Raw genomic sequence first — 25646 nt, 5'->3', positions numbered from 1 at the left:
CCGGAGTTCAAACGTGAGTGTGCCTGACGCAAATGACAGGCCACGACTTTTCAAGGCACTTTCAGGCCATTTCAGCGACAGCTGCGCTCGCGAGGGGTGCGCTCAGCGCCAGCACCCGCGTGGCCACGCGGCCGCGCGTGTCCTCGTCGTGAAAGACGCCGACGATTGCCGCGCCGCGCTCGCGCGCTTCCACGATCAGGCTCGCGACCACGGCGCGGTTTTCAGCGTCGAGCGATGCCGTGGGCTCGTCGAGCAGCAGCACGCGATGCTGCGTGATCAGGCCGCGCGCGATGTTCACGCGCTGCTGCTCGCCGCCTGAAAAAGTGGCGGGCGCAAGCGTCCAGAGGCGCCGCGGCACGTTTAGGCGCGCGAGCAGCGCGGCGGCCCGCTCGCGTGCCTCGTCTTCGTTCACGCCGCGCGAGACGAGCGGCGCGGCCACGATATCGATCGTACTCACGCGTGGAATCACGCGCAGAAACTGGCTCACGTAGCCCACCACGCTGCGGCGCAGGCGCAGCACGTCGTGCGGCTCCGCGCCGGTGATTTCGAGGTGCTGGCCGGGCGCCGCGTCGTCGCGGATGGCGATCGAGCCGCCGCTCGCGAGATAGTTGCCGTACAGGCAGCGCAGAAACGTGCTCTTGCCCGCGCCCGAAGGTCCGACCAGCACCACGCATTCGCCGCGCTCCACGTCGAGCGAGACGCCCGCGAGCGCTTCGATGCCGATGCCGCCCTGAGCGTGCAGCGTGAAGGTCTTGCGCACGTCCTCCGCGCGCAGCATCAGGGCGGGGCGCTCGCCGAACGCGTGCGCAATCGAGGGATCCGGAGTCATGGCTCGTCCTATGCAGGCAGCACCGAGGCCACCAGCGTTTGTGTGTAGGGATGCTGAGGATCGTCGAGCACCTGGTCGGTCAGACCCGCTTCGACCACGGCGCCGCCCTGCATCACCATCAGGCGGTGCGCGAGCAGGCGCGCGACGCCGATGTCGTGCGTGACGATCAGCACCGAGAGATGCAGCGTCGTGGTGAGCGTGCGCAGCAGGTCGAGCAGCCGGGCTTGCACGGAAACATCGAGGCCGGCGGTGGGTTCGTCCATGAACACGAGGCGCGGGCCCGTGACGAGATTGCGCGCGATTTGCAGACGTTGCTGCATGCCGCCCGAGAACGCGGCGGGCAATTCGTCGATGCGCGCGGCGTCGAGCTCGACGCGCTGCATCCACTGCTGCGCGGTCTGGCGAATGCGCCCGTAGTGGCGCGCGCCCACGGCCATCAGTGGCTCGCCGATATTGGCCCCCGCCGAGACCCCGGCACGCAGCCCGTCGCGCGGGTTTTGCTGCACGAAGCCCCATTCGGTGCGCGCGAGCAAGCGTTGGCGCGGCTCGGAAAGCGTGAGCAGGTCGAGCGATTCGCCGTTCGTGTTCACGTAGTCGAGCGCGCCCGCATCGGCTTCGGTGCGCAGCGCGAGCGTGTTGAGCAGCGTGGTCTTGCCCGAGCCCGATTCGCCGACGATGCACAGCACTTCGCCGGAATACAAATCGAAGCTCACGTCGCGGCAGCCGTTGCGGCCGCCGTATTGCTTCGTGAGATGGCGGGCGCGAAGCAGAGGCGCGAAACCCGGCGTCATGCGTGTTCTCCCGATGGCTTCGTTTGCGAACTCGCCTGGTTATCCTGACTTTCCCGCCGCTCGTGGCAATAGTCGCTGTCCGAGCAGACGAACATGCGCTTGCCCGCATCGTCGACGACCATTTCGTCGAGGAAGCTCTCGCGCGAGCCACACAGCGCGCACGCGTGATCCCAGCGCTGAACCTCGAACGGGCGATCGTCGAAGTCGAGGCTTTTCACCGGCGTATAAGGCGGAATCGCATAATGCGGCGCTCGCGGCCCGCGCCGAACAATTGCAGCGCAGGATTCATATGGAGCTTGGGATTGTCGAACTTCGGAATCGGCGAGGGCGAGGTGAGATAGCGGCCATTCACCGTGACCGGGTAGTCGTAGGTCGTGGCGATGCTGCCGTGCTGCACGATGTCTTCGTAAAGCTTCACGCTGATGAGCCCGTAATCGGCGAGCGCGTGCAGCTTCCTGCACTCGGCTACGCGGGGTTCTAAACGGAACAGCGGTTCCGGCATCGGCACCTGGTAGACGAGGATCTGCTTCTCGGTGAGCGGCGTTTCGGGAATGCGGTGACGCGTCTGCACGATCGTCGCATCGCGGGTGCGCCGCGTGGTGGCCACGCCGGCCGTGCGCGCGAAGAAGCGGCGAATGTTGACGGCGTTGGTGGTGTCGTCGGAGCCCTGGTCGATCACCTTGAGCGTGTCGTTCGCGCCGATGATGGCGGCCGTCACCTGGATGCCGCCCGTGCCCCAGCCATACGGCAGCGGCATTTCGCGCGAGGCGAACGGCACTTGATAGCCGGGCACGGCCACCGCCTTGAGCAGCGCGCGGCGGGTCATGCGCTTGGTCTGCTCGTCGAGATACGCGAAGTTGTAGCCACCGGCAGCCTGCGTTTCATGCGAGGCGAGCGCGGCTTCGAAAGTATCGGGTGCGTTCATGCGGCCTCCCCGGAGGGCTGATCTCCGCACGCGTGCTGCGCACGCAAGCGGCGCACGAGTTCGAGTTCCGCCTGGAAATCCACGTAATGCGGCAGCTTCAGATGCTGCACGAAGCCCGAGGCTTCCACGTTGTCGCTGTGCGAGAGCATGAATTCGATGTCCTGGGTGGGCGAGGCCAGCGTTTCGCCGAGTTCCGCGGCGCGCAGCGCGCGGTCGACGAGCGCCATCGCCATCGTCTTGCGCTCCGCGTGGCCGAATGCGAGGCCGTAGCCCTGCGTGAAGGCGGGCGGCGCATCCTTGCTGCCCGCGAACTGGTTGATCATCTGGCACTCGGTCAATTCGATCTCGCCGATCTCGACCGCTTCGCCCAGTTCATCGAGCACCATTTCCACGGCTACCGAGCCAAAGCGGATCTCGCCCGCGAACGGATGCGAATGCGCATAGCCGCGCTGCGTGGCATAGCCCATCGCGAGCAGGAAGCCTTCGTCGCCGCGCGCGAGGTTTTGCAGGCGCACGCTGCGGTCGGCGGGAAATGCGAGGGGTTCGCGCGAGAGGTCGCGAGGTTCGCGTGCCTCGCTCGATGGTGTTTCCTGCTCGATCAGGCCTTCCTTGTCGAGCAGCGTGACCACGCGCGGCATGGACTCCGGTTCGTCCTGCGTGCCGTGTTGCAAGCGTGGCCTGTTAGACGATTCGAGATCCGAATCATTGTCGCCCTCTGCTAGCAGTGCGAAATCCAGCAGGCGTTGCGTATAGTCGTAGGTCGCTCCCAGCACCTGGCCGCCGGGCACGTCCTTGAACGTGGCGGAGATGCGGCGCTCGACGGCCATCTGCCCGGTTTCCACCGGCAGCGTGTAGCCGAAGCGCGGCAGTGTCGTGCGATACGCGCGCAGCAGAAAGATCGCCTCCACGAGATCGCCGGCGGCCTGCTTGATTGCGAGCGCGGCAAGTTCTTCGTCGTAGACCGAGCCTTCGGCCATCACGCGCGCCACGGCGAGACGCATCTGTTCGCGGATCTGCGTGACGGAGAGTTCGGGCACACGCGTATCGCCCCGGCGGGCTTGATCGAGCAGGCGCCACGATGCTTCGATCGCGCGCTCGCCTCCTTTGACGGCGACATACATCAGTTCACCTCCACACGAGTCGTGCGCGGCAGGCCCATGATGCGGGCGCCGCAAACGAAGTAGAAGTCGATGCCGCACGGAAAGAGCGGCGCGAGTTCCGCGCGTTCTTGCCAGAAGCGCGCGGGCAGGCCGGCGGGTGCGACGGTGCACGCCGATTCGATGCCGGGGCCGCGCAGCGTGGCCGGCGGGCCGTCGGCCAGGGCATCGACGCACACGAACACGGTGGCCGATTGCTCCGGCGACTCGGGCGTGCCGCACGCGAATGCGTCGAGCGGCGGCAGCGCGGCGGCGTCGTGCACGTAGGCGAAGACCGCTTCGCCTGGCGTGCCCGCGAGCGGCGCGTCCGCGTGAAAGCGCAGCGCGGCTGCCAGTGCGGCGTCGGGCCGCGCAAGCCATACGGGCGTGGCGTAGTCGCAGAGCGTGAGCAGCGCGGCAAAGGCCGCCCGGCTCGCGCGCGGCGCGTCGTGCGCCGCGGCATTCGTCGCGTTGTATGCCGATTCGGCCGCGGGCAGCGGCGTCTCGATCGTGGCGATGGTGCCCGGGCGCGAGAGCGCGCCGAGCAGCGTGCGAAATACGGTCTGCGTGTCGTGGACCGGATCGGCGAAACCGGGTGCGAGCGTACCGAGCGCCTCGTGCAGGGCGGTGCTGTTGCGTTGTTCGTTCATGCGTCGCCTCGAACCATCGTGAAGAACTCGACCTTTGCGCTGGCGGTCGCCTCGCGTTGCGCCGCGCGTTGCGCTGCCAGACGCGCCGCGAGCGGCTCGATCAACAGCGCGTGGAGCCGGTCGTGGCGCTCCGGCTGTTGCAGCAGCGCGTCGGCGAGCGCGGCCAGTTCGGCGCGGCGCTTGTCGCGGCCCAGATGGCACGCCACGCCCACGGTCGCGTCTGCGCCGCTGGGTGCGCGCAGTCGCAGCGTCGCGCGCGTCACCGTGGCTTCGCCGAGATTGAAGGCGTTGCCGGTGCCGCCGACGCGCCCGCGCACCATCGCGAGCCCGGTCTGGGGCGCGCGCAGCCACTCGAAAGCCGGCATGCGCTCGCCGCCCAGCGCGGCGGCGAGCGCCGTTTCGATCTCGGCACGCGGCGTGCGCGCGAGAACCGCCATCCAGGCGCGGCGCGCATCGGGCGCGGCGGCGGGCGGGACCGAAGATGCGTTCATCGGAGTTCCTGTGTCGTGACCGGAGATGTACATTGAAGCATCTACTCATCTATACGTCTAAACGTCTAGACGTTTATGCGGACAATGATCGCGTGGGTGCAACGCAGAACGTTTTCATATTTCCATCACGCCGTGCGCACTACAATGCGCAAGCTACAGCCGATATTGAACCCCGGAGGAATGACAGCACCATGACATCGAACGACGAGGCCCCGCACAGCACGCTCGAGCGCGGCGCAGGCGTGGCGGTGTGGCGGCAGATCGAGCAGATTCTCGCGGCCGAGATCGCGGCAAAGGGCTTTGGCGAGGACGGCCGGCTGCCGAGCGAAGGCGAACTGGCACGGCGCTTCGACGTGAACCGCCACACGGTGCGGCGCGCCATGCTGGGGCTTGCCGCGCTAGGTCTCGTGAGCGTGGAGCAGGGGCGCGGCACCTTCGTGCAGCCCGGCGCGATTGATTACACCATCGGCAAGCGCACGCGCTTCACCGAGAATTTGCAGCGTCATCAGCATTCTGCGGTTGGCAAGCTGCTCGCGTCGTCGCGCGTGAAGGCCGATCCGGTCGTGGCGAAGGCGCTTGCCATGCGTGCCGGCGCGTTCGTGTATCGGCTCGAAACACTGCACGAGTCGGAAGGCGTGCCGCTCACTTATGCGCGCAGCTGGTATCCCGCCGCGCGCTTCGCCGATCTGCCCGCGGTCATGGCGCGCGTGGACAGCACCTCGAAGGCGCTCGCCGAATTCGGCGTGAGCGACTATCTGCGCAAGTGGAGCCGCATCGGCAGCGTGCTGCCCGAGCCCGAAGTGGCGCGGCGGCTGAATATCAACCGGCAGCAGCCGGTGCTGTGGGTCGAGAACGTCGATGTCGATCTCGATGGCGTGCCCATCAAGTACGGCATCACGCATTTCGCGGCGGACCGCGTGCAGTTGATGGTGGAGCACGACGTATGAGCGCGCCGCATGAAGACTGGAGCGAGGCGACGCGCTTCGCGCTCTATTACGCGCCGCCGCGCGCCTCGGCGTGGTGGCGGGCCGGCTGCGCCTGGCTTGGCCGCGACCCGGAAAGCGGCGAAACGCTCGCACCGCCGCAGCCGGCCGGACTCGCGCCGCCGCTCGATGCGCTCACCGGCGCGCCGCGCCGTTACGGCTGGCATGGCACGCTCGTGCCACCGTTCCGGCTTGCGGCAGGCGTGACGCCGCAAACGCTCGTGGCTGCCGCGCAGGCGTGGGCGGCGGGCCGCGCGCGCTTCGAAGTCGCGGTGGAGGCGGCCATGCTCGGGCGCTTCGTCGCGCTGCGGGCCGCCGACGAAAACGGCGCGCAGGCGTTGCGCGAACTCGCCGCCGACGCCCTGCGCACGCTCGGCCACCTGCGCGCCGCGCAGACCGCCGACGAGCTTGCGAAGCGGCTCGATGGGCCGCTCACGCCGCGCCAGCGCGCCTATGTCGAAGAGTGGGGCTATCCGTATGTGTTCGACGAATTCCGCTTCCACATGACGCTCTCCGATTCGCTCGACGACGCAGCCGTGTGCGCCGCGCTCGCGCACGCATGGAATGCCCAGATGCGCGATGCGGGCATGCTGCCCGTGGAGGGCGTCGCGTTCTACGTCGAGCCGCGTCCGGGCGAACCGTTCTCGTTGTGGCAACGGGTGGATTTTCCCGCCGACCAACCGGCGCACATGCAGGCACGGGAGCACGCATGACCACCGGAGCGACAACGGACACGACATCGCGCCTGATCTACGTGATGGGCCCCTCGGGCGCGGGCAAGGACTCGCTGCTCGGCTTTGCGCGTGCGCGGCTCGCGTCCGATGGGGTGCTTTTCGCGCACCGCTATATCACGCGCGAAGTGGACGGCGGCGAGAACCACATCGCGCTCACCGGCGCCGAATTCGAGGCGCGCTCGCGCCTTGGTCTGTTCGCGCTGCAATGGCGCAGCCACGCGCTGAGGTATGGCATCGGCGTGGAGATCGACCAGTGGCTCGCGCTCGGCTGCACGGTGGTGCTGAACGGCTCACGTGCGTACGTGAACGAGGCGCTGGCGCGCTATCCGCAGATGACGCTCGTGCATGTGAACGCCGCGCAGCACGTGCTGGCCGCACGGCTTGCCTCGCGCGCCCGGGAGACGCCGGAGCAGATCGCCGCGCGCCTTGCGCGGCGCGCGGCGTTCGAGGTGCCGGCGGGGGCGTCGCTCACGCACATCGACAACTCGGGGCGGCTGGAGGATGCGGGGCTGGCTTTCATAGAGACGGTGCAGCGTGTGGCGGCAGCAGCAAGGTGACCCAAAGCCCCTCTCCCTAAGAGGGAGAGGGGTTGGCGAGAGGGTGGGGATCAGGTGCGCAGCGCCACCATCTCCGAGACGCGTTGGGCGGCCTGCTGGAGCGGTTCGAGGAAGGCCTTGACCATCTGCTTCGCCGAGGTGCGCTGGGCATTGCCGCTGATGTTCATGGCGGCGATCACGCGTCCTTGGCGGTTGCGGATCGGCGCTGCGATCGAGATGAGTCCGCCCTCCAGCTCCTGGTCGATGATGGACCAGCCCTGCTGGCGCACCTGCGCAATGATCCTCTTGAGCTCGTCCTTGTCGGTGACGGTGCGCGGCGTGTGCGCATAGAGCGGCGTCGCGCCGAGCGTGGCGTCGAGCGTCGGCTCGTCGAGCGCCGAGAGCAGCACGCGGCCCATGGAGGTGCAGTAGGCGGGCAGACGGCTGCCGATCGAGAGGTTGATCGTCATGATCTTGTGCGTGGGCACGCGCAGCACATAAACGATCTCGGTGCGGTCGAGCACGGCGGCCGAGCAGCTTTCGTGCACCTCGGCCGAGAGTTGCTCCATGACCGGCTCGGCCAGATTCCAGAACGGCATCGACGTGAGATACGCGAAGCCAAGGTCGAGAATCTTGGGCGTGAGCCGGAACAGGCGCCCTTCGGCCTCCACATAGCCGAGCGTTTGCAGCGTGAGCAGGATGCGGCGCGCGCCGGCGCGCGTGAGGCCAGTGGCCGCTGCGACGTCGGTGAGCGTCTGCTCGGGGCGCTCGGCATTGAACGCGCGAATCACGGAAAGCCCGCGCGCGAACGACTGCACGTAGGAGTCGCCCGGTTTTTCGGGGGACTCCGGCTGCTCGTCGGAAGGGGCGTGCGAAGCGCGGCTGGCGGGGTTCATGGCGTCGTGGCGTCGGATCAAGGGCGGGAGGCGGCGCGTAAGGAACCCATGACGATAGCGCAAGCGCATGGATTCGCCAACCGGTGCACGGCGAACTACGCCGGTCGAGACGGAAAAATTCAAGTTGTTCGCAGGTTTTATCGCTTCATATTTGATTTTCCGCAATTCACCAGCTTTATATTGATATTGACATAAATATTGAAGTGGTGAAAGTGCCTTGAATAAGGCTGAGCCTCTTTATCAGATTATTTTCCATTGGACTAGTCGAATAGTACTGTCGGACTCAGGCCGGGATTGTCTGATTCCCCTTTTTTCGACGCTCTGTCTCCGCGCGCGTTTTCACATTGCCGGAAATTCGTCATACGCGAGAAGCCCGCTGTGCGGGGCTGTGTGCACATCTGTAGGGCGGATGAAAGTTAATTGCGTCTTTCCGTCGCGCTTGTGCGGGATAGCTTTGTCGCAAGCAGAAAACCTTAGCTTGGATCAAATTTTCGGATAACGCCTTTCCGTAGAATTTCGCCAAACACGTAAGGGGTGTATTTTGCGTCGGCATTTTTGCGATGGAAATACATGAAAGCGTCCAGGTAGTTAAACGAAAACGCAGGCAAACATGAAGAGAAAAGCCTTCAAAAGGTGGTTAATCCCCCTCGGCAGCGGGCTGCTCGCCTCCCTCGCGGGGTGCAGCGAGCTGACCGTGCTCGATCCCAAGGGCAGTATCGGCGTGGCCGAAAAGCACCTCATCGCCACCGCCACATGGGCCATGCTGCTCGTGGTGGTGCCGGTGATCCTGCTCACGCTCTTTTTTGCCTGGCGCTACCGCGCGTCTAATCGCAACGCCACCTACGCCCCCAAATGGGCGCATTCCACCGCGATCGAAGTAGTCGTCTGGAGCATTCCGGCCGTCATCATCCTGTTCCTCGCGATCCTCACCTGGAAGACCTCTCACGAGCTCGACCCGTACAAGCCGATCGAATCGAACGTCAAGCCCATCAATGTCGAGGTCGTCGCGCTCGACTGGAAGTGGCTCTTCATCTACCCGGACCTCGGCATCGCCACGGTGAACCAGCTCGCGGTACCGGTGGGCACGCCGGTCAATTTCCGCATTACGTCGGATTCGGTGATGAACTCGTTCTTCATTCCGCAACTGGGCACTCAGGTCTACGCGATGGCGGGCATGCAAACGCGCCTGCACCTCATCGCCGACCATGCCGGCGACTATGCGGGCATCTCGGCTAACTACAGCGGCAAGGGCTTTTCGGACATGAAGTTCCGCACGCTCGCCACCAGCCAGCAGGACTTCGACACCTGGGTCCAGAAGGTCAAGGCGTCGCAAACCGCGCTGTCGATGGACCAGTACGCGAAGGTTTTGGAGCCGAGCGAGAAGGCACCGGTCGAGTACTTCTCGACGGTCGATCCGAAGCTCTTCAACAACATCATTGGGAAGTACAACAACGGCCACGTCACGGATTTCACCGACCCGTCGTGCGTGACCAAGGGGTAAGCGGCATGTTCGGCAAACTTACATTAGAGGCAGTTCCGTTCGATCAGCCGATCATCATGGGCGCCGCGGCATTCATGGCGCTGATCGTAATCGGCGTGCTCGGTCTCGTCACTGTGACGGGCAAGTGGAAGTACATCTGGAGCGAGTGGATCACGAGCGTGGACCACAAGCGCATTGGCGTCATGTACATGATCGTGGCCGTGCTCATGCTCGTGCGCGGCTTTGCCGACGCCGTCATGATGCGCATCCAGCAGGCCATCGCGCTCGACGCGCCGGGCTACCTGCCGCCGCATCACTACGACCAGATCTTCTCGGCGCACGGCGTCATCATGATCTTCTTCATGGCGATGGCGCTCATGGTCGGCCTGTTCAACCTCGTCGTGCCGCTGCAGATCGGCGCGCGCGACGTGGCGTTCCCGTTCCTGAACTCGCTGTCGTTCTGGATGACGGCCATCAGCGCGATTCTCATCAACGTCTCACTCGTGATCGGCGAGTTCGCGCAGGTGGGCTGGCTCGCGTATCCGCCGCTGTCCGAGTTGCAGTTCAGTCCAGGCGTCGGGGTCGACTACTACATCTGGGCCGTGCAGCTTTCGGGCGTTGGCACGCTCATTACCGGCATCAACTTCTTCGTGACCATCATCAAGATGCGCGCGCCGGGCATGAGCCTCATGAAGATGCCGGTGTTCACGTGGACGGCGCTGTGCTCGAACGTGCTCATCATGGCCACGTTCCCGATCCTCACGATCGCCGTTGCGCTGCTGGGCTTCGACCGCTACCTCGGGATGCACTTCTTCACGAACGACGGTGGCGGCAACATGATGCTGTACCTGAACCTGATCTGGGCGTGGGGCCACCCCGAGGTGTACATCCTCGTGCTGCCCGCGTTCGGCATCTATTCGGAAGTCATGGCCACGTTCTGCAAGAAGCCGCTGTTCGGCTACAAGACGATGGTCTATGCGTCGTGCGCCATCATGATTCTTGCGTTCCTCGTGTGGGCGCACCACTTCTTCACGATGGGCTCCGGCGCCAACGTCAACGCGTTCTTCGGCATCGCCACCATGATCATCGCGATCCCCACGGGCGTGAAGATCTTCAACTGGCTGTTCACCATGTATCGCGGGCGTGTGCATTTCACCGCGCCGGTGCTCTGGACGATCGGCTTCATGGTCACGTTCTCGATCGGCGGCATGACCGGCGTGATGATGGCTATTCCGGGCGCGGACTTCGTGCTCCACAACTCGCTCTTCCTGATTGCGCACTTCCATAACGCCATCATCGGCGGCGTGGTGTTCGGTTACCTCGCGGGCCTCCATTACTGGTTCCCGAAGGTGTTCGGCATCAAGCCCAGCGAAAAGCTCGGCAAGGCGTCGTTCTGGTGCTGGTTCGTGGGCTTCTACGTGGCATTCGTGCCGATCTACGTGCTCGGCTTCATGGGCGCAACGCGTCGTCTGAACCACTACGACAACCCCGCATGGCAGCCGTATTTCATCGTGGCCGCCATCGGCGTGGCCATCATCGCAGTTGGCGTGGTGTTCCAGGTGCTGCAGTGGGTGATGGCGTTCGTGAATCGCAACAAGGCGGAGTGCCACGACGTCACGGGCGATCCGTGGGATGGCCGCACCCTCGAATGGGCGACTTCGTCGCCGCCGCCGGTCTATAACTTTGCGCTCATCCCGCAGGTGCAGGAGCTCGACGCCTTTACGCACATGAAGGAAACGGGCCGTGGCATGGGCCTCGCCGCGAAGTACAAGGACATTCACATGCCGTCGAATACGTCGGCTGGCTTCTTCATCGGCGTGTTCAGCTTGTTGCTGGGTTTCGCGGGTGTCTGGCATATCACGTGGCTCGGCGTGCTCGCCTTTATCGCCATCGTCGTTACCGTTGCTGTACGCAGCTTTAGCGACGACGACGGCTACTACATTCCGGCCGCGAAGGTTCGCGAGATCGAAGAGAAGCGCCATCGCGCGGCGGTTGCCGCCGAGCGCGAGATGGAAGCTGTGGAGGCTTAATCGATGTTACAAAAAACCAATGCGGCAACGCTTGCCGATTTCGATCACGACGATCACCCGCCGTCGCATTCCGTGTTCGGGTTCTGGGTCTACCTGATGACGGACTGCGTCCTGTTCGCGGCGCTGTTCGCGACGTTCGGCGTGCTCGGGCATCAGTTCGCGGGCGGCCCAACGGGCAAGGACCTGTTCAACATCAGCGACGTTGCAGTCGAGACCGCGGTGCTGCTGGTTTCCAGCATCACCTACGGCTTCGCCATGCTCGGTGCGCAGCAGCGCAAGAGCGGCGCGGTTGTCGGCTGGCTGGCCGTGACCTTTGTTCTGGGGGCGCTGTTTCTCGTGCTGGAGCTGCGCGAGTTCTCGCACCTGATTGCCGAGGGCGCGGGCCCGCAACGCAGCGCGTTCCTCTCGTCGTTCTTCGTGCTGGTCAGCACGCACGGTCTGCACGTCTTCTTTGGCCTCGTCTGGATGGCGGTGCTGATGATGCAGGTAATCCGCCGTCCGGAACTGGACGAGCGGGAAGTGCGCCGCCTCACGTGCCTGAGCCTTTTCTGGCACTTCCTCGACGTGGTGTGGATCTGCGTGTTTACCTTTGTCTATCTCGGGAGCGTGATTTAAATGGCGCATTCTCATAGCGAAGCCCATGGCAGCCTCGGCAGCTATGTGGCGGGCTTTATTCTCGCGGTGCTGTTGACCGCCGGCGCGTTCGGCATCGTCATACACGGCACAATGGCGCCGAACACCATGATGGTCGTGCTCGCCGTGCTTGCCTTCGTGCAGGTGGTCGTGCACCTTGTGTTCTTCCTGCATCTGAACACGTCGTCGGGACAGGGCTGGAACGCGCTCTCGCTCGCCTATACTGTGCTGGCTGCTGCGTTCCTGATCTTCGGCACGATCTGGGTCATGCACAACGTCGGCATGAACATGATGTCACGGTAGTTCATGGGTTCTGCACGGCGCCTCGGGAAGCCTCTCCCGGGAGCTTGGTCCGCAGGGTGACGGCCGCACAGACACTGGTTCTGTGTGGCCGTTTTCATTTCATATGATGGAATTTTCCTCGCCGATCAGGAGAGATGCCAGCTTGACACCCGCACAACGCGACGCATATTATGGATGCCAATTGTTCGGTTATCGATCATGAGTTCGGTTATCGAACAAATTGCATCTGAACCTGGAGACTCTCATGACGGAAGCATTCATCTGCGACGCGATACGAACGCCGATCGGCCGCTACGCGGGCGCCCTTGCGCAGGTTCGCGCCGACGACCTCGGCGCGGTGCCGCTCAAGGCGCTCATGGAGCGCAACAAGGAGATGGACTGGGCAGTAATCGACGATGTGATCTACGGCTGCGCGAACCAGGCGGGCGAAGACAACCGTAACGTCGCGCGCATGTCGTCGTTGCTGGCGGGCCTGCCGCAGGCCGTGCCGGGCTCGACGGTGAACCGCCTCTGCGGCTCGGGCATGGACGCCGTGGGCATTGCCGCGCGTGCGCTCAAGTCGGGCGAGACTGGCCTGATGATCGCGGGCGGCGTGGAGAGCATGAGCCGCGCGCCGTTCGTGATGGGCAAGGCGGCAAGCGCCTTCGCCCGCGACGCCGCGATCTACGACACGACCATCGGCTGGCGCTTCGTCAACAAGCTGATGAAGCAGCAGTACGGGGTGGACTCGATGCCCGAGACCGCCGAGAACGTCGCTGTCGATTACGGCGTGAGCCGCGCCGATCAGGACGCGTTCGCGCTGCGCAGCCAGCAGAAGGCTGCGCGCGCGCAGGCAGACGGCACGCTCGCGCAGGAAATCGTTGCGGTGACGATCGCCCAGAAGAAGGGCGATCCGCTCGTGGTGTCGCGCGACGAGCATCCGCGCGAGACGAGTCTCGAGACGCTGGCGAAGCTCAAGGGCGTCGTGAGCCCGGATGGTTCGGTCACCGCGGGCAATGCGTCGGGCGTGAACGACGGCGCGTGCGCGCTGCTGCTCGCGAACGAGGCCAATGCGAAGCGTTTCGGTCTCACGCCGCGTGCGCGCGTGCTCGGCATCGCGACCGCAGGCGTGGCGCCGCGCGTGATGGGCATCGGACCGGCGCCCGCCACGCAGAAGCTGCTCGCGAACCTGAACATGACCATCGACCAGTTCGACGTGATCGAGCTCAACGAAGCGTTCGCTTCGCAGGGCCTGGCTGTGCTGCGCATGCTCGGCGTGGCCGACGACGATCCCCGCGTCAACCCGAACGGTGGCGCAATCGCGCTGGGTCACCCGCTGGGCATGAGCGGGGCACGTCTCGTGACCACGGCGATGTATCAGCTGCACCGCACGCAAGGGCGCTATGCGCTGTGCACGATGTGCATCGGCGTGGGCCAGGGCATCGCTATCGCCATCGAGCGCGTTTAATGTCGATCAGGCGGCTGAAGCAAGCTTGAGCCGCCGCTTCGCCAAGGCGTTACCCAAGCCGCGAATCTTCGGATTCGCGGCTTTTTTCATCCTGCGAGGCAAGGCGACGTTTCAAGATCGGCAAAAATTGTCAGTATTGTTTCGCGATGCAGATCAATGGCGCGTTGATTTTTGTTATACGTTCTGCTTAATCTGATACGGCTCGTGGCCATCCACTAGTCGGTTTTCGAGCGGCACGCGTAGAATCGTCAGACTTCGGCGCAAGCCGTTGCAGAGAAAGTGCCCCCCGACTTTTGAGGAGAATACGGATGATGAAGGCAACAGCGTTGGCGGCAGTTGTGCTTGGCATGGCGTTCGCGCAAGCGGCATCGGCGCAAACGGAGCAGCCGGCGTCAGCGCCCCAGGCCCAATCGGCGCTCGCGAGCGCGACGCAGAATCTCGTTGCGAATACACCGCCGGTTCACGTGCAAGTCAAGATCGTCGGCATCGACCGCGCATCGCGCGTGATCACGGTGCGTGGCCCGCGCGGCAACGAAGTCCAGATCGCCCTGAGCCAGCAAGTGAGCAACTTCGACCAGCTCAACGTGGGCGATACCGTCGACGTGCTCTACAAGAACGCGCTACTCGTGACGGCTGAAAAGGTGACGGGCAAGGACAAGGGCATTCGCAAGCGCGTCGACACGAATGTGTACCTCCCGGCGTCGTCGGGCTATGACGCGGCGCGCCAGGTCGAAGTCCAGGCCACCGTGCAGCACATCAACGCGAAGAAGCGCGAAGTGACGCTGCGCGGCGCGTATCAGACGGTCACGCTGGAAGCCACGCCCGACATCGACCTGAAGAAGCTAAAGGTGGGCGACACGATCCACGCCGTGTTCGTTTCCGCCTATGCGACGCAGATCACGCCGGTTGGCGCTACGAACTAAGCAGTACAACCAGCTGCACCGGGCCGCGAGGCCCGGTCGCAAGCAGAAACGCAGGAACAAACAGAAACGCCGGCATATCGCGAATCCATCGCAATATGCCGGCGTTTCTGTTACTGGCGGGCGCCTTTGCGGCACCCGTTTTTCGTCATGCTGAGTTTCTGGCAACGGCTTACATGCCGGCCATGCACATGTACTTGACGACGACGTAGTCATCCACGCCGTAGTGCGAGCCTTCGCGGCCGAGGCCCGACTGCTTCACGCCGCCGAACGGCGCGACTTCGTTCGAGATCAGGCCGGTGTTGATGCCCACCATGCCGTATTCGAGCGCTTCCGCCACTCGCCATACGCGACCGATGTCACGGCTGTAGAAGTAGGCGGCGAGGCCGAATTCGGTATCGTTCGCCATCCTGATCACTTCTTCGTCCGACGAGAAACGGAACAGCGGCGCGAGCGGGCCGAACGTTTCGTCGCGAGCGACCTTCATCGCGGGCGTGACGTTGGTGATCACGGTGGGCTCGAAGAAGCCGTGGCCGAGCGCGTGGCGCTTGCCGCCCGTGAGCACTTGCGCGCCCTTCGCGAGCGCGTCCTCGATGTGCGATTCCACCTTCAGCACGGCCGCTTCGTTGATGAGGGGGCCTTGCGTGACGCCGGCTTCGGTGCCGAGGCCGACCTTGAGCTTTTCCACGGCATCGCGCAGCTTCGCCGCGAACGTGTCGTACACGGCCTCGTGCACGTAGAAGCGGTTCGTGCACACGCAGGTCTGGCCGCTGTTGCGATACTTGGAGATGATGGCGCCTGCCACTGCCGCGTCGATATCGGCGTCTTCGAAGACGATGAACGGTGCGTTGCCGCCCAGTTCGAGCGAGACCTTCTTGACCGTCGGCGCGCACTGGCCCATGAGCAGGCGGCCGACCGGCGTCGAGCCCGTGAACGAGAGCTTGCGCACCGTGGGATTGCTCGTGAGCTCGCCGCCGATGGCCTTCGGGTCGCCGGTGACGACGCTGAATATGCCGGCAGGCACGCCCGCACGCTCGGCCAGCACGGCCAGCGCGAGCGCCGAGAGCGGCGTGGCTTCGGCGGGCTTCAGCACGATCGGGCAGCCGGCCGCGAGTGCGGGACCGACCTTGCGCGTGATCATCGCGGCGGGGAAGTTCCACGGCGTGATGGCGGCGCACACGCCCACCGGTTCCTTGGTCACGACGATGCGCTTGTCGCTGGCGACGGTCGGAATCGTGTCGCCGTAAATGCGCTTGCCTTCTTCGGCGAACCATTCGAGGAACGACGCGGCGTAGCCGATTTCACCCTTCGCCTCGGCGAGCGGCTTGCCTTGCTCGGTGGTGAGGATGAGCGCGAGGTCGTCGGCGTTGGCCATCATCAGGTCGTGCCACTTGCGCAGGATGACGCTGCGCTCCTTCGCGGTCTTGGCGCGCCATGCGGGCCATGCGGCGTTCGCGGCCGAAATCGCGCGGCGCGTTTCGGCGGCGCCCATGCGCGGCACCGTGCCGATCAGCGCGCCCGTGGCGGGGTTGGTCACGTCGAGCGTGGCGCCGTCTTCAGCGCCTTGCCATTCGCCGTTGATATAGGCCTTGCTTTGCAGCAGCGATGCGTCTTTCAGGTTCATGCCTGAGCTCCCGATAACGTTGATTCGATTCGAAATCAATGCAGTAACAACGACTAACGGCACAGCGGCAAACGCCGGTGTGCCGTTTCGTGGACGGCCCGCGCGCGGCGGGCCGATGGACTTTGCCGAGGTTTTGCGGCGCAGGCTTACGCCGGCACGCCCACGGCTTCCTTGATCGACTCTTCGAGGATCGCGAGTGCTTCGTCGAACACGGTGTCCTGGATGGTCAGCGGGAACAGGAAGCGCACGACGTTCGAGTACACGCCGCAGACGAGCAGCAGCAGGCCACGGTTGAGCGCGGCGGTCTGCACGCGCTTGGTGAAGTCGGCGTCGGCCTCGCTCGTGCCCGGCTTGCAGAATTCCACGGCGTTCATCGCGCCCGGGCCGCGCACGTCGGCGATTTGCGGCACGTCGGCCTTCATCGCGTTGAGCTTGGCCTTGAGCTTGTCGCCGAGCTTGGTGGCGCGCTCGCACAGCTTTTCTTCTTCGATGATCTCGATCACCGCGTGCGCCGAAGCGACAGCCAGCGGGTTGCCCGCGTAGGTGCCGCCGAGGCCGCCCGGCGCTGCCGCGTCCATGACTTCCGCACGGCCCACCACGCCCGACAGCGGCATGCCGCCGGCGAGGCTCTTGGCGATCGTCATGAGGTCCGGCGTGACGTCGTAGTGCTCCATCGCGAACAGCTTGCCGGTGCGCGCGAAGCCCGTTTGCACTTCGTCGGCGATCAGCAGGATGCCGTGCGCGTCGCAGATTTTGCGCAGGCCGCGCACGAAGTCGGCAGGCGCCTGGTAGAAGCCGCCTTCGCCCTGGACCGGTTCGAAGATGATCGCGGCGACGCGCTTCGGATCGATATCGGCCTTGAACAGCATCTCGATGTGCTTGAGCGAATCAGCCGTGCTGATACCGTGGACCGAGTTGGGGTACGGAGCGTGGTAGACGTCGGCCGGGAACGGGCCGAACGCGAGCTTGTACGGAGCGACCTTGCCGGTGAGCGCCATGCCCATCAGCGTGCGGCCATGGAAGCCGCCCGCGAAGGCGATCACGCCCGGACGGCCGGTGTGGGCGCGGGCGATCTTGACGGCGTTCTCGACGGCTTCGGCGCCGGTCGTGAAGAACGCGGCCTTCTTGGCGAAGTTGCCCGGTGCGCGCTGGGCGACCTTCTCGGCCAGCGAGACATACGACTCGTAGGGGACGATCTGGTAGGCGGTGTGGGTGAAGTGGTCGAGTTGCGCCTTGATGGCGGCGACGATTTTCGGATGGCGGTGGCCCGTGTTGCACACGGCGATGCCGGCCGCGAAGTCGATGAAACGGCGACCTTCGACGTCCCACAGTTCCGCGTTCTCGGCGCGCTCGGCGTAGAAGTCGCACATCACGCCCACGCCGCGCGGGGTAATGGCGTTTTTGCGGTTCTGCAGTTCGGCGTTCTTGCTCACGGTCGTCTCCTTCAAAAACGGTGTCGGATGCTGGTTGGATGGGCGGACCACTGCTGGGTCCATGCCGCGACTATACTCAGGTTTGGCTCTAAAATTCAGAGCCATTCAGATAAATTCATAGGAGCCAATTTCGTGCGAGCGAGTGTTCTGTCCGACTGGCTGGCCCAGCGGCTCGAGCGTGGCAGCGGGCAGCCGGTCTACCGGCAACTGCACCGTCTGCTGCAGCAGGCGATCCTCTCGCGCGAGCTGCCGGCGGGCGCGCGAGTGCCGTCGTCGCGGCTGCTGGCGGCCGAGTTGGGGATCGCGCGCAATACCGTCACGCAGGTGTACGAGCAGCTAGTGCTCGAAGGCTATGTGACTTCGGCGACGGGGCGCGGCACCTTTGTTGCCGATACGTCGCCCGACGAGATCGTTGGCGCGGCGGAAATTGGCTCTCTGCAAGGGGGCAGAAATGTCGATAGATCTGGATCCGCGCCTTATTTTGGGCCGGCGCGCAGGGGCGGGGATCCGGGGGGCATCGCAACTAACAGCCTTGCAGGGCAGGCATGGGCGAGCTTGGGTGCGGCGCCGGCAGTGCCCTCCGCGCCGGCTGCGCAGATGGCCGCCACACCGAATCGTCGCGCCGATGCCTTGAGCGGGCCCGTGCCGCTCGCGACCCTGGCCCAGCGCACGGCAGCCCGCGCGCTCTCCACGCGCGGCGCGCGCCTGATTGCGGGCGCGGGCGTCTCGAAGCGACAGGGCGGCGCATTCATGCCGGGCGTGCCTGATGTTTCGCGCTTCCCGGCGCGCATCTGGACGCGCCTGCACAACAAGTACTGGCGCAGCCTGCGCCCCGATCTGCTCACTTATGCGCCGGGCGGCGGCCTCGCGCTATTGCGCCACGTGCTGGCCGATTACCTGCGCACGTCGCGCTCGGTGCGCTGCTCGCCCGAGCAGATCATCATCACGACGGGCATTCACCAGTCGGTGGACCTGGCCGTGCGTCTGCTCTCCGACCCTGGCGACACGATCTGGACCGAAGACCCGTGCTATTGGGGCGTGCGCAGCGTGATGCAGGTCTCCGGCCTCAAGCCGCGCCCGATCGCGGTGGACAGCGAGGGCATCAACCCGTCGCCCGACGATTTCGCCGCCGCGCCGCCGAAGCTCATTCTCGTCACGCCCTCGCACCAGTACCCGCTCGGGATGGTGATGAGCCTCGCGCGCCGCCGCATGCTGCTCGAGTACGCGCGCCAGCACCAATGCTGGATCATCGAGGACGACTACGACAGCGAGTTCCGCTACGGCAGCCGGCCGCTCGCGTCGCTGCAGGGGCTCGACACGGCGGGGCAGGTGATCTACGTGGGCAGTTTCGGCAAGACGCTGTTTCCGGGGCTGCGCGTGGGCTATCTCGTCGCGCCGGAGCCGCTTGCCGAAAGCTTCGCGACCGCGAGCGCCGAGCTATATCGCGAGGGCCAGCTCTTGCAGCAGGCCGTGCTGGCGGAGTTCATCGCCGAAGGGCATTTCACCTCGCACATCCGCAAAATGCGCGCGCTGTATGGCCAGCGCCGCCAGGTGCTGCTCGATGCGGTCGCACGCCGTTACGGCGACGCGTTGCCCGCGATGGGCGGCGACGCGGGCCTGCACGTAGTCATGCAGTTGCCCGAGGGCAGCGACGACCGCGCCGTGGCCGAGGCCGCGCTCGCGCGCAATATCGTCGTGCGGCCGCTTTCCGGCTATTACTCGGCGCGCGAGCGCGCGGCGTCGGGCTTGCTGGTCGGCTATGCGTGCGTGCCCGACGAGGAGATCGCGCCGGCGTTCGATACGCTTGCGGAGGCGATCGATGCGAGTTTGCCGGTGCTGGGGTGAAGCGCCGGCGGCATCGGCTCGATGCCTCGCTCGCGTCCGTTACATCCGGATCAACACCGCCCCGCACGTCACCAGCACGCAGGCAACCAGGCGGCGCGCCGTGAGTTTTTCGCGCATGAACAGCCACCCGATCAGCACCGCGAAGATCGACGACATCTCGCGCAGCGCGGACACCATCGCGATCGGCAGATAGCGGAACGCCTCGATTACGAGGCAATACGCGGTGAGCGCCAGCACGCCCGCGAGCATGCCGCGCACGGCGTTGCCCTTCGAAACGAACATTTGCGCCGCGCCGCCGCGCAGCTTGCACACCACGATGAACTGCGGGACGTTCCAGAGCAGATAGACCCACATGATGTAGCTGAGCGGGTTGCCGGCGAGGCGCGCGCCGAGGCCATCGACGATCGAATAGGTTGCGATGAAGAAGCCCGTCGCCAGCGCCCAGGGCACGCTTTCACCCGAAAAGCGCATGCCGCGCCGGAACGCGAGCGACATGATGCCGAGCGAGACGAGCAGCACGCCGGTGGCGGCGAGCGCATGCAGATCCTCGTGCGCGAATACCAGCGCGCCCACGAACACGAGCAACGGCGAGAGGCCGCGCGCGATCGGGTAGATCTGCCCGAAGTCGCCGCTGCGGTAGGCGCGGATCAGCGCGAAGCAGTACGCGAATTCGAGCAGCGCCGATGCCGCGATATACGGCCAGCTCGCGGGATCGGGCGGCGGCAGCACGCATACGCCGACCGCGCTCACCAGCACATAAGGCACCGAGAACATGCCGAGCAGCCAGACGCGGTCGCCCGAGAGGTGAAGGAAGGCGTTCCAGCTCGCATGCATGAGCGCCGAAAGCAGAACCAGCAGGACCACGAAGCTTGCCATCGAACGAGCGCGAAGAATGGGGAGGAGGATGCGGTTGCGGCCGCAAGCAGCCGATTATTCCAGCGAATCTGCCGTAGCGCCAGAACGCCAGGCAGCGCCGCCCAAAAGAAAAAGCGCGGGCTGCACGGCGGATGCCATGCAGCCCGCGCTTCGCCTCGCCCGCCGGCGATGAGCAGGGGATGCGCGCGGGCAGCGTCAGATCACGCGTGCGCGCAGCTTCGCCGAGACAAGGTCGATCACCGTGACCACGGCGATCACCATGATCAGCACCGCGCTCGTCTGCGCATAGTCGAACGAGCGGATCTCCTCATAGAGCACGACGCCGATGCCGCCCGCGCCCACCATGCCTACCACCATCGCCGAGCGCACGTTCGATTCGAACCGGTAAAGCGCGTACGAGATCCACAGCGGCATGACCTGGGGCAGCACGCCATAGATGATCTCGTCGAGCGGCGTGGCGCCGGTCGCGCGCACGCCCTCGGCGGGGCGCGGATCGATGGCTTCGACGGCTTCGGCGAAGAGCTTGGCAAGCACGCCCGTGGTGTGGACCCAGAGCGCCAGCACGCCTGCGAATGGCCCGAGGCCCACCGCGACGATGAAGAGCATCGCGAACACCATCTCGTTGATGGCGCGGCACGCGTCCATCAGGCGGCGCACCGGATGCAGGAGCCAGCGCGGCGCGAGATTGTGCGACGACATCAACCCGAAAGGGACCGCGCAGACGATCGCGAGCGCCGTGCCCCACAGCGCCACCGCCACGGTTACCCACATCTCGTGCACATAGGTGCGCCATTCGGTGAAGTCGGGCGGGAAGAAGCCGAGCGCGAAGGTGCCCATGTTTTGCGAGTCGGCGAAGAGTTCGAGCGGGCGCATGTCCGCGCCGCGCCACGCTGCGCCGAGCAGCACGAACACGAGCGCCCACGGCACGAGCGACCACCAGCTGCGCTTGCCCGCTGCGGCGGCTTGCGTTGCACCCTGCGTTGCGACCGCCGGATTGGACGTCGGATTGGACGTCGGTGGCGCGAGCCGCGATGCGTCGAAGTCCATCGTGCCCATTACGGCTTCGCGGCGTTCGAGAGCGCACCGATCTTCGCGTCGATGGCCGCGATCTGGCTCTTGCGGTCTGCGTCGGAGAGGTGCGTGTCGGCGGCGATCTTCTCTTTCTGGCGGGACAGCGCGACTTCGCGGATCGGCACCAGCTGGGCGTCGGAGGCGGGCGCGAAGCCTGCGTAGCCCGTGATGCCGGCCATGATCTGCTTCTCCTTCGGATCGGTTTTCGCATAGCGATAGAAGAAGTCGCGCAGCTTCTGTTTGGTCGCTTCGGGCAGATCCTTGCGCCACACGAGCGGATCGGACGGGATCAGCGGCGAGGTCCACAGCACGCGGACCTGGGCGAACTGGTCCGGATGCTTTTGTTGCAGGTTGGCGAGCTCTAGCGTGTTGTTGGTCGCGATGTCGACCTTGTTGTTGACTACCGCGAGCAGGTTCGCTTCGTGGCTCGACGGCAGCACCGTCTTGAACGTCGACGCATTCACCTGGACGCCGCGCTGCGCGAACAGGTAATAGCCCGGAATCAGCGTGCCCGAGGTGGAATTCGGGTCGCCCCAGCCGAGCGTGAGATCCCTGGTGTTCCTGAATACATCGTCGAGCGTCTTCACGCGGCTGTTGACGTTGGTGATGAGCACCGACTTGTAGCCCGCGGCGCCGTTGGCGTAGAGCACCTTCGCGAAGATCTCTCCGTTCGAGCGGTCCACGGCTTCCATGGCGGAGGCGTTGCCGAAGTAGCCGATCTGCACCTTGTTGAAGCGCATCGCTTCGATGATGCCCGAGTAGTCGGTGGCGAAGAATGCGCTCACGTGCAAGCCGGTCTGGCGGTTCATGTCGTCGATGAACGGCTGCCAGCGCTGCTGGAGCACCGCGGAGGAATCGGTCGAGATAATGCCGAAGTCGATGTCTTCCGCGTGAGCGGCCGCGGCGCCCAGCGAGGCGACCGCGACGGCGCCGGCGGCGCACCAGGAGAGCATGGAACGGAGCAGTTTCATGAGAGGGCGGGTCCGTATGTGTGAGGGGAAGGTTGGCGTGATCAGACTGCTTTGGACTGCGCGCCGAAGCACTGCTCGACCGCGTGAGCAGCCGCATCGGCTTCGAGCAATTCGAGCGCGGCGCTGCCGTAAAGCTGTTGCAGCAGGGCGGGCGTGAGCGCGGCGGACGGGCCGTCGTAGACCACGCGGCCATCGCGCAGTGCGACCGTGCGCGGGCAGTACTGCATTGCGATATCGACCTGATGCAGCGACACCACCACCGTGAGCCCGTGATCGCGGTTGAGCATGCGCAGCATGTCCATCACGCGGCGCGACGATTCCGGGTCGAGCGAGGCAATCGGTTCGTCGGCGAGAATCACGCGCGCGCTGCACCAGCGCGCGGGCGAGCGCGGCGCGCTGCTGCTGGCCGCCCGAGAGATTCGCGGCGCGTTCGCCGGCCTTGTCGCCGATGCCCACTTGCGCGAGCGCCGCCGCCGAGCGTTCACGCTCGCTGCGCGGAAAGCACCCGGTGAGGCGGCGCCACGGCGGCAGGCGCGCGAGTGCGCCAATCGGCACGTTGGTTTCCACCGTGAGCCGGTTCACGAGATTGAACTGCTGAAACACGAAGCCGATATCGCGGCGAATGCGGCGCACTTCGCGCACGATGCGTCCGTTGCGCTGAATCGGCCGGCCAAGTATTTCGATCTGCGAAGGTTGTGGATCGGCAGCCACGAAGCCAGCGATATGGCGCAGCAGCGTAGACTTGCCCGAGCCCGATGCGCCGAGCAGCGCGACCATCTCGCCCACGCTCACGTGCAGATTGATTTCGTCGAGCGCCTTGCGGTTCGCGCCTCCGGCTGAGGCGCCCTTGCCAGGGCGCCCCCCACCAAAGGTCTTCGAGAGACGTTCGATACGGATTGCGTTCATGCCGATTCGTCGTGTGGCCACGCGTCGTTGATTGAGTCCGGGACATTCCAGGAAGCGACTATGACGGTTGAGTGAAGGCATCGCGACGTCTAGACGACTACATGTCTTGCGGGACCGTGCGCTTTTCGAGTGATTTCTGTGCGCTTCGGGCGGGTCCGAAACATGTCGGTCACATGACAGCGCGAGCGCGCGTGACATCTGTGTGATGCCTCTCACGTGTCACGCGCAACGCCCGGCGAACGGGCTATATTGTGGGCAGACGTGCGTGCTGGCCCCGGTTTTTCATGGCAAATCCATTGGACAGAGATGCCCGGACTAAGCTTCCTACCCGATAGCTTCGCGGAATACGAGGACCTGAAAACGCTTCTCGATGCCGGCGCCAACTGGTTCGACATCCGCAGCGCGGGCGAGGTCGAAGTGCGCGGCCGCGCGTTCTCGCTTTACGTGGCTGCGGCGGGCTCGCGCGATCCGGATGCGCCTGCGATCGGCTTTTTCGGCGGCATTCACGGGCTTGAGCGCATTGGCTCGCAACTCGTGCTCGATTACATGCGCGCGCTCATCGGGCGTCTCGCGTGGGACGAACTGCTGATGCGCCAGCTCGAATCGGTGCGGCTCGTCATCATGCCGATCGTCAATCCCGGCGGCATGTGGCTCGCCACGCGCGCGAATCCGAACGGCGTCGACCTCATGCGCAACGCGCCGCAGGACGCCGACGAGCATGTGCCGTTTCTCGCGGGCGGCCAGCGCGTAGGCTCCTGGCTGCCGTGGTATCGCGGCGAGCGCGGCGCGCGCATGGAGCCGGAGGCGGCGGCGCTGCTGAAGGTCGTCGACGAGGAGCTCGCGCATCGGCCACTCGCGTTCGCGCTCGATTGTCACTCGGGCTATGGCTGGAGCGACAGCATCTGGTTTCCGTACGCGCGCACGCGTCAGCTCATGCGCCACTTGCCCGAGATGTACGTGCTCAAGACGATGTTCGAGCGTGCGCATCCGCATCACGGCTATACGTTCGAGCCGCAGAGCCACCAGTATCTGCTGCACGGCGATCTCTGGGATTGCGCGTACGACCGCGCGCCCACGGCCAGCATATTCCTGCCGCTCACGCTCGAATTGGGCTCGTGGCTCTGGATCAAGAAGAATCCGCGCCAGCTTTTTTCCCGCCAGGGCATGTTCAATCCGGTCATGCAGCACCGCACCGCGCGTGTTTTGCGGCGTCACGCGAACCTGTTCGAATTCCTCACGCGCGCCGCGTTTTCGTCGCCGCGCTGGCTGCCGCAGGGCGTGGCGCGCCAGCAGGTGCTGCAAAGCGCGATCGGGCACTGGTACCGGAAGCCGGGTTCATGACGGCGCGCTGGATCCTGCTGCGCGGCCTTACGCGCGAGTCGCGCCACTGGGGCGCGTTCGCGCCTCTGCTCGAAACGCGTTGCGGCGCGGTGCTGCCGCTCGACTTGCCCGGCAACGGCATGCTTGCGCATCTGCGCTCGCCCATCGATGTCGATGCCTATGTGGACGCCGTGCGCGCAGAAGTGCAGCGGCGCGGCGCGCGGCCGCCGCATCGGGTGCTGGCGATGTCGCTGGGCGGCATGGTGGCTTCGGCGTGGGCGCTGCGCTTTCCCGACGAGATCGAGCAGCTCGTGCTCGTCAACACGAGCATGCGGCCCTATAGCCGCTTTTACGAGCGGCTGCGGCCCGCCGCGTGGCCCGCGCTGCTGCGTGCGGCCTGGCACTGGCGCGATGGCGTGGCCGAAGCGGCAATCCACGCGCGCACCTGCGCGCGCTGCGACACGCTCGCCTCCGATCTCGACGACTGGTGCGCGATCCGCGCGAGCGCTCCCGTGAGCCGCGCCAATGCGTTGCGCCAGATGCTGGCGGCGGCGCGCTACGAGGTGCGCGGCGTGCCGCCTTGTCCGGCGCTCGTGCTGTCTTCGCGCGAGGATCGTCTCGTGAATCCAGCATGCTCGGCGCGGCTCGCGCGGGCGTGGAGCGCGGCGCATCGCGAGCATCCGTGGGCGGGCCACGATCTGCCGCACGACGACCCGCAATGGCTCGTGGATGCGGTTTGCGAGGCCGGGCCGCAGCGCGCCATCGCGCCCGCGGGGTTTGCCCCATAATATGCGGACCGTTTTTCCGGCTTTCCCC

23 protein-coding genes and 2 pseudogenes are annotated in these 25646 nt (G+C 65.4%); 12 read left to right on the top strand and 13 right to left on the bottom strand.

Annotated elements, in window-relative coordinates; all coding sequences use genetic code 11:
• Window positions 1–61: 61 nt before the first annotated feature.
• From phnL to phnG, 6 genes and pseudogenes are all read right to left on the bottom strand, one after another.
• Window positions 62–829 carry a phosphonate C-P lyase system protein PhnL gene (gene phnL, locus P5W99_RS15925; protein WP_421026148.1) on the bottom strand — a complete coding sequence of 256 codons (768 nt, stop codon included), beginning with the start codon at window positions 827–829 and terminating at the stop codon, window positions 62–64.
• 8 nt (window positions 830–837) lie between these two features.
• Window positions 838–1620 carry a phosphonate C-P lyase system protein PhnK gene (gene phnK / locus P5W99_RS15920; protein WP_421026147.1) on the bottom strand — a complete coding sequence of 261 codons (783 nt, stop codon included), beginning with the start codon at window positions 1618–1620 and terminating at the stop codon, window positions 838–840.
• A pseudogene (locus tag P5W99_RS15915) lies at window positions 1617–2545 on the bottom strand (alpha-D-ribose 1-methylphosphonate 5-phosphate C-P-lyase PhnJ). The gene phnK and the pseudogene P5W99_RS15915 overlap by 4 nt, the downstream one beginning before the upstream one ends.
• The gene (locus tag P5W99_RS15910; RefSeq protein ID WP_434663739.1) at window positions 2542–3666 is read right to left on the bottom strand and encodes a carbon-phosphorus lyase complex subunit PhnI; all 1125 of its coding nucleotides are present in this window, start codon (window positions 3664–3666) and stop codon (window positions 2542–2544) included. Before P5W99_RS15910 ends, P5W99_RS15915 begins: the two are co-directional and overlap by 4 nt.
• Window positions 3666–4331 (bottom strand): phosphonate C-P lyase system protein PhnH, encoded by a 666-nt coding sequence (gene phnH, locus P5W99_RS15905; RefSeq protein ID WP_421026145.1) that lies wholly within the window; start codon window positions 4329–4331, stop codon window positions 3666–3668. Before phnH ends, P5W99_RS15910 begins: the two co-directional genes overlap by 1 nt.
• Window positions 4328–4822 carry a phosphonate C-P lyase system protein PhnG gene (phnG, locus tag P5W99_RS15900; protein ID WP_434663735.1) on the bottom strand — a complete coding sequence of 165 codons (495 nt, stop codon included), beginning with the start codon at window positions 4820–4822 and terminating at the stop codon, window positions 4328–4330. Before phnG ends, phnH begins: the two co-directional genes overlap by 4 nt.
• 191 nt (window positions 4823–5013) lie before the next feature.
• On the opposite strand from phnG, the gene phnF reads away from it, so the two are divergent.
• From phnF to phnN, 3 genes are read left to right on the top strand one after another with little or no spacing between them, the layout of a single operon-like run.
• Complete coding sequence (gene phnF, locus P5W99_RS15895; protein WP_421026143.1) at window positions 5014–5769, top strand: phosphonate metabolism transcriptional regulator PhnF; 756 nt, start codon at window positions 5014–5016, stop codon at window positions 5767–5769.
• Window positions 5766–6518 carry a DUF1045 domain-containing protein gene (locus P5W99_RS15890; RefSeq protein ID WP_421026142.1) on the top strand — a complete coding sequence of 251 codons (753 nt, stop codon included), beginning with the start codon at window positions 5766–5768 and terminating at the stop codon, window positions 6516–6518. Before phnF ends, P5W99_RS15890 begins: the two co-directional genes overlap by 4 nt.
• Complete coding sequence (phnN, locus tag P5W99_RS15885) at window positions 6515–7096, top strand: phosphonate metabolism protein/1,5-bisphosphokinase (PRPP-forming) PhnN (RefSeq protein WP_434663731.1); 582 nt, start codon at window positions 6515–6517, stop codon at window positions 7094–7096. The genes P5W99_RS15890 and phnN overlap by 4 nt, the downstream gene beginning before the upstream one ends.
• A gap of 50 nt (window positions 7097–7146) precedes the next feature.
• On the opposite strand, the gene P5W99_RS15880 is transcribed toward phnN, so the two are convergent.
• Window positions 7147–7971 carry an IclR family transcriptional regulator gene (locus tag P5W99_RS15880; RefSeq protein ID WP_421026140.1) on the bottom strand — a complete coding sequence of 275 codons (825 nt, stop codon included), beginning with the start codon at window positions 7969–7971 and terminating at the stop codon, window positions 7147–7149.
• A gap of 610 nt (window positions 7972–8581) precedes the next feature.
• On the opposite strand from P5W99_RS15880, the gene cyoA reads away from it, so the two are divergent.
• The 6 genes from cyoA to P5W99_RS15850 all read left to right on the top strand — a co-directional run bounded on the left by cyoA (window position 8582) and on the right by P5W99_RS15850 (window position 14787).
• Complete coding sequence (cyoA, locus tag P5W99_RS15875; RefSeq protein WP_421026139.1) at window positions 8582–9472, top strand: ubiquinol oxidase subunit II; 891 nt, start codon at window positions 8582–8584, stop codon at window positions 9470–9472.
• A gap of 5 nt (window positions 9473–9477) precedes the next feature.
• Window positions 9478–11481: a cytochrome o ubiquinol oxidase subunit I gene (gene cyoB, locus P5W99_RS15870; protein WP_421026138.1), complete on the top strand. Its 2004-nt coding sequence runs from the start codon at window positions 9478–9480 to the stop codon at window positions 11479–11481.
• A 3-nt stretch (window positions 11482–11484) separates the two neighbouring features.
• Window positions 11485–12096, top strand: coding sequence for a cytochrome o ubiquinol oxidase subunit III (gene cyoC, locus P5W99_RS15865; protein ID WP_421026137.1), 612 nt, complete (start codon window positions 11485–11487; stop codon window positions 12094–12096).
• Window positions 12097–12417 carry a cytochrome o ubiquinol oxidase subunit IV gene (gene cyoD, locus P5W99_RS15860; RefSeq protein ID WP_421026136.1) on the top strand — a complete coding sequence of 107 codons (321 nt, stop codon included), beginning with the start codon at window positions 12097–12099 and terminating at the stop codon, window positions 12415–12417.
• Between the two features lie 244 nt (window positions 12418–12661).
• Entirely contained in the window at window positions 12662–13864 is a 1203-nt protein-coding gene (gene pcaF, locus P5W99_RS15855; protein WP_434663725.1) for a 3-oxoadipyl-CoA thiolase, read from the top strand.
• 311 nt (window positions 13865–14175) lie between these two features.
• On the top strand, window positions 14176–14787 hold the full coding sequence (locus P5W99_RS15850; protein WP_421027043.1) for a hypothetical protein: 612 nt from the start codon (window positions 14176–14178) through the stop codon (window positions 14785–14787).
• 169 nt (window positions 14788–14956) lie between these two features.
• Here the strand turns inward: P5W99_RS15850 and gabD are convergent, their stop codons facing one another.
• On the bottom strand, window positions 14957–16408 hold the full coding sequence (gabD, locus tag P5W99_RS15845) for an NADP-dependent succinate-semialdehyde dehydrogenase (RefSeq protein ID WP_421026134.1): 1452 nt from the start codon (window positions 16406–16408) through the stop codon (window positions 14957–14959).
• A gap of 146 nt (window positions 16409–16554) precedes the next feature.
• Window positions 16555–17841 carry a 4-aminobutyrate--2-oxoglutarate transaminase gene (gabT, locus tag P5W99_RS15840; protein ID WP_421026133.1) on the bottom strand — a complete coding sequence of 429 codons (1287 nt, stop codon included), beginning with the start codon at window positions 17839–17841 and terminating at the stop codon, window positions 16555–16557.
• Between the two features lie 132 nt (window positions 17842–17973).
• Here gabT and P5W99_RS15835 point away from each other — a divergent pair, with 132 nt between their 5' ends.
• On the top strand, window positions 17974–19686 hold the full coding sequence (locus P5W99_RS15835; RefSeq protein WP_421026132.1) for a PLP-dependent aminotransferase family protein: 1713 nt from the start codon (window positions 17974–17976) through the stop codon (window positions 19684–19686).
• A gap of 39 nt (window positions 19687–19725) precedes the next feature.
• On the opposite strand, the gene P5W99_RS15830 is transcribed toward P5W99_RS15835, so the two are convergent.
• From P5W99_RS15830 to phnC, 4 genes and pseudogenes are all read right to left on the bottom strand, one after another.
• Window positions 19726–20562 (bottom strand): EamA family transporter, encoded by an 837-nt coding sequence (locus tag P5W99_RS15830; RefSeq protein WP_421026131.1) that lies wholly within the window; start codon window positions 20560–20562, stop codon window positions 19726–19728.
• 195 nt (window positions 20563–20757) lie between these two features.
• On the bottom strand, window positions 20758–21609 hold the full coding sequence (gene phnE / locus P5W99_RS15825; RefSeq protein ID WP_421027042.1) for a phosphonate ABC transporter, permease protein PhnE: 852 nt from the start codon (window positions 21607–21609) through the stop codon (window positions 20758–20760).
• 8 nt (window positions 21610–21617) lie between these two features.
• Window positions 21618–22604, bottom strand: a complete 987-nt coding sequence (gene phnD / locus P5W99_RS15820; RefSeq protein ID WP_434663721.1) for a phosphonate ABC transporter substrate-binding protein — start codon at window positions 22602–22604, stop codon at window positions 21618–21620.
• A gap of 41 nt (window positions 22605–22645) precedes the next feature.
• Window positions 22646–23510 (bottom strand): annotated as a pseudogene (gene phnC / locus P5W99_RS15815) (phosphonate ABC transporter ATP-binding protein).
• Between the two features lie 306 nt (window positions 23511–23816).
• On the opposite strand from phnC, the gene P5W99_RS15810 reads away from it, so the two are divergent.
• Window positions 23817–24851 carry a M14 family zinc carboxypeptidase gene (locus P5W99_RS15810; RefSeq protein WP_421026129.1) on the top strand — a complete coding sequence of 345 codons (1035 nt, stop codon included), beginning with the start codon at window positions 23817–23819 and terminating at the stop codon, window positions 24849–24851.
• The gene (locus tag P5W99_RS15805; protein ID WP_421026128.1) at window positions 24848–25618 is read left to right on the top strand and encodes an alpha/beta fold hydrolase; all 771 of its coding nucleotides are present in this window, start codon (window positions 24848–24850) and stop codon (window positions 25616–25618) included. Before P5W99_RS15810 ends, P5W99_RS15805 begins: the two co-directional genes overlap by 4 nt.
• Window positions 25619–25646: the final 28 nt, after the last annotated feature.

The sequence above is a fragment of the Paraburkholderia sp. A3BS-1L genome (assembly GCF_051125215.1).
Taxonomy (GTDB): Bacteria; Pseudomonadota; Gammaproteobacteria; order Burkholderiales; family Burkholderiaceae; genus Paraburkholderia.
The sequence above is the reverse complement of the archived record's forward strand: the minus strand, read 5'-3'. Positions and strand labels throughout refer to the sequence as shown.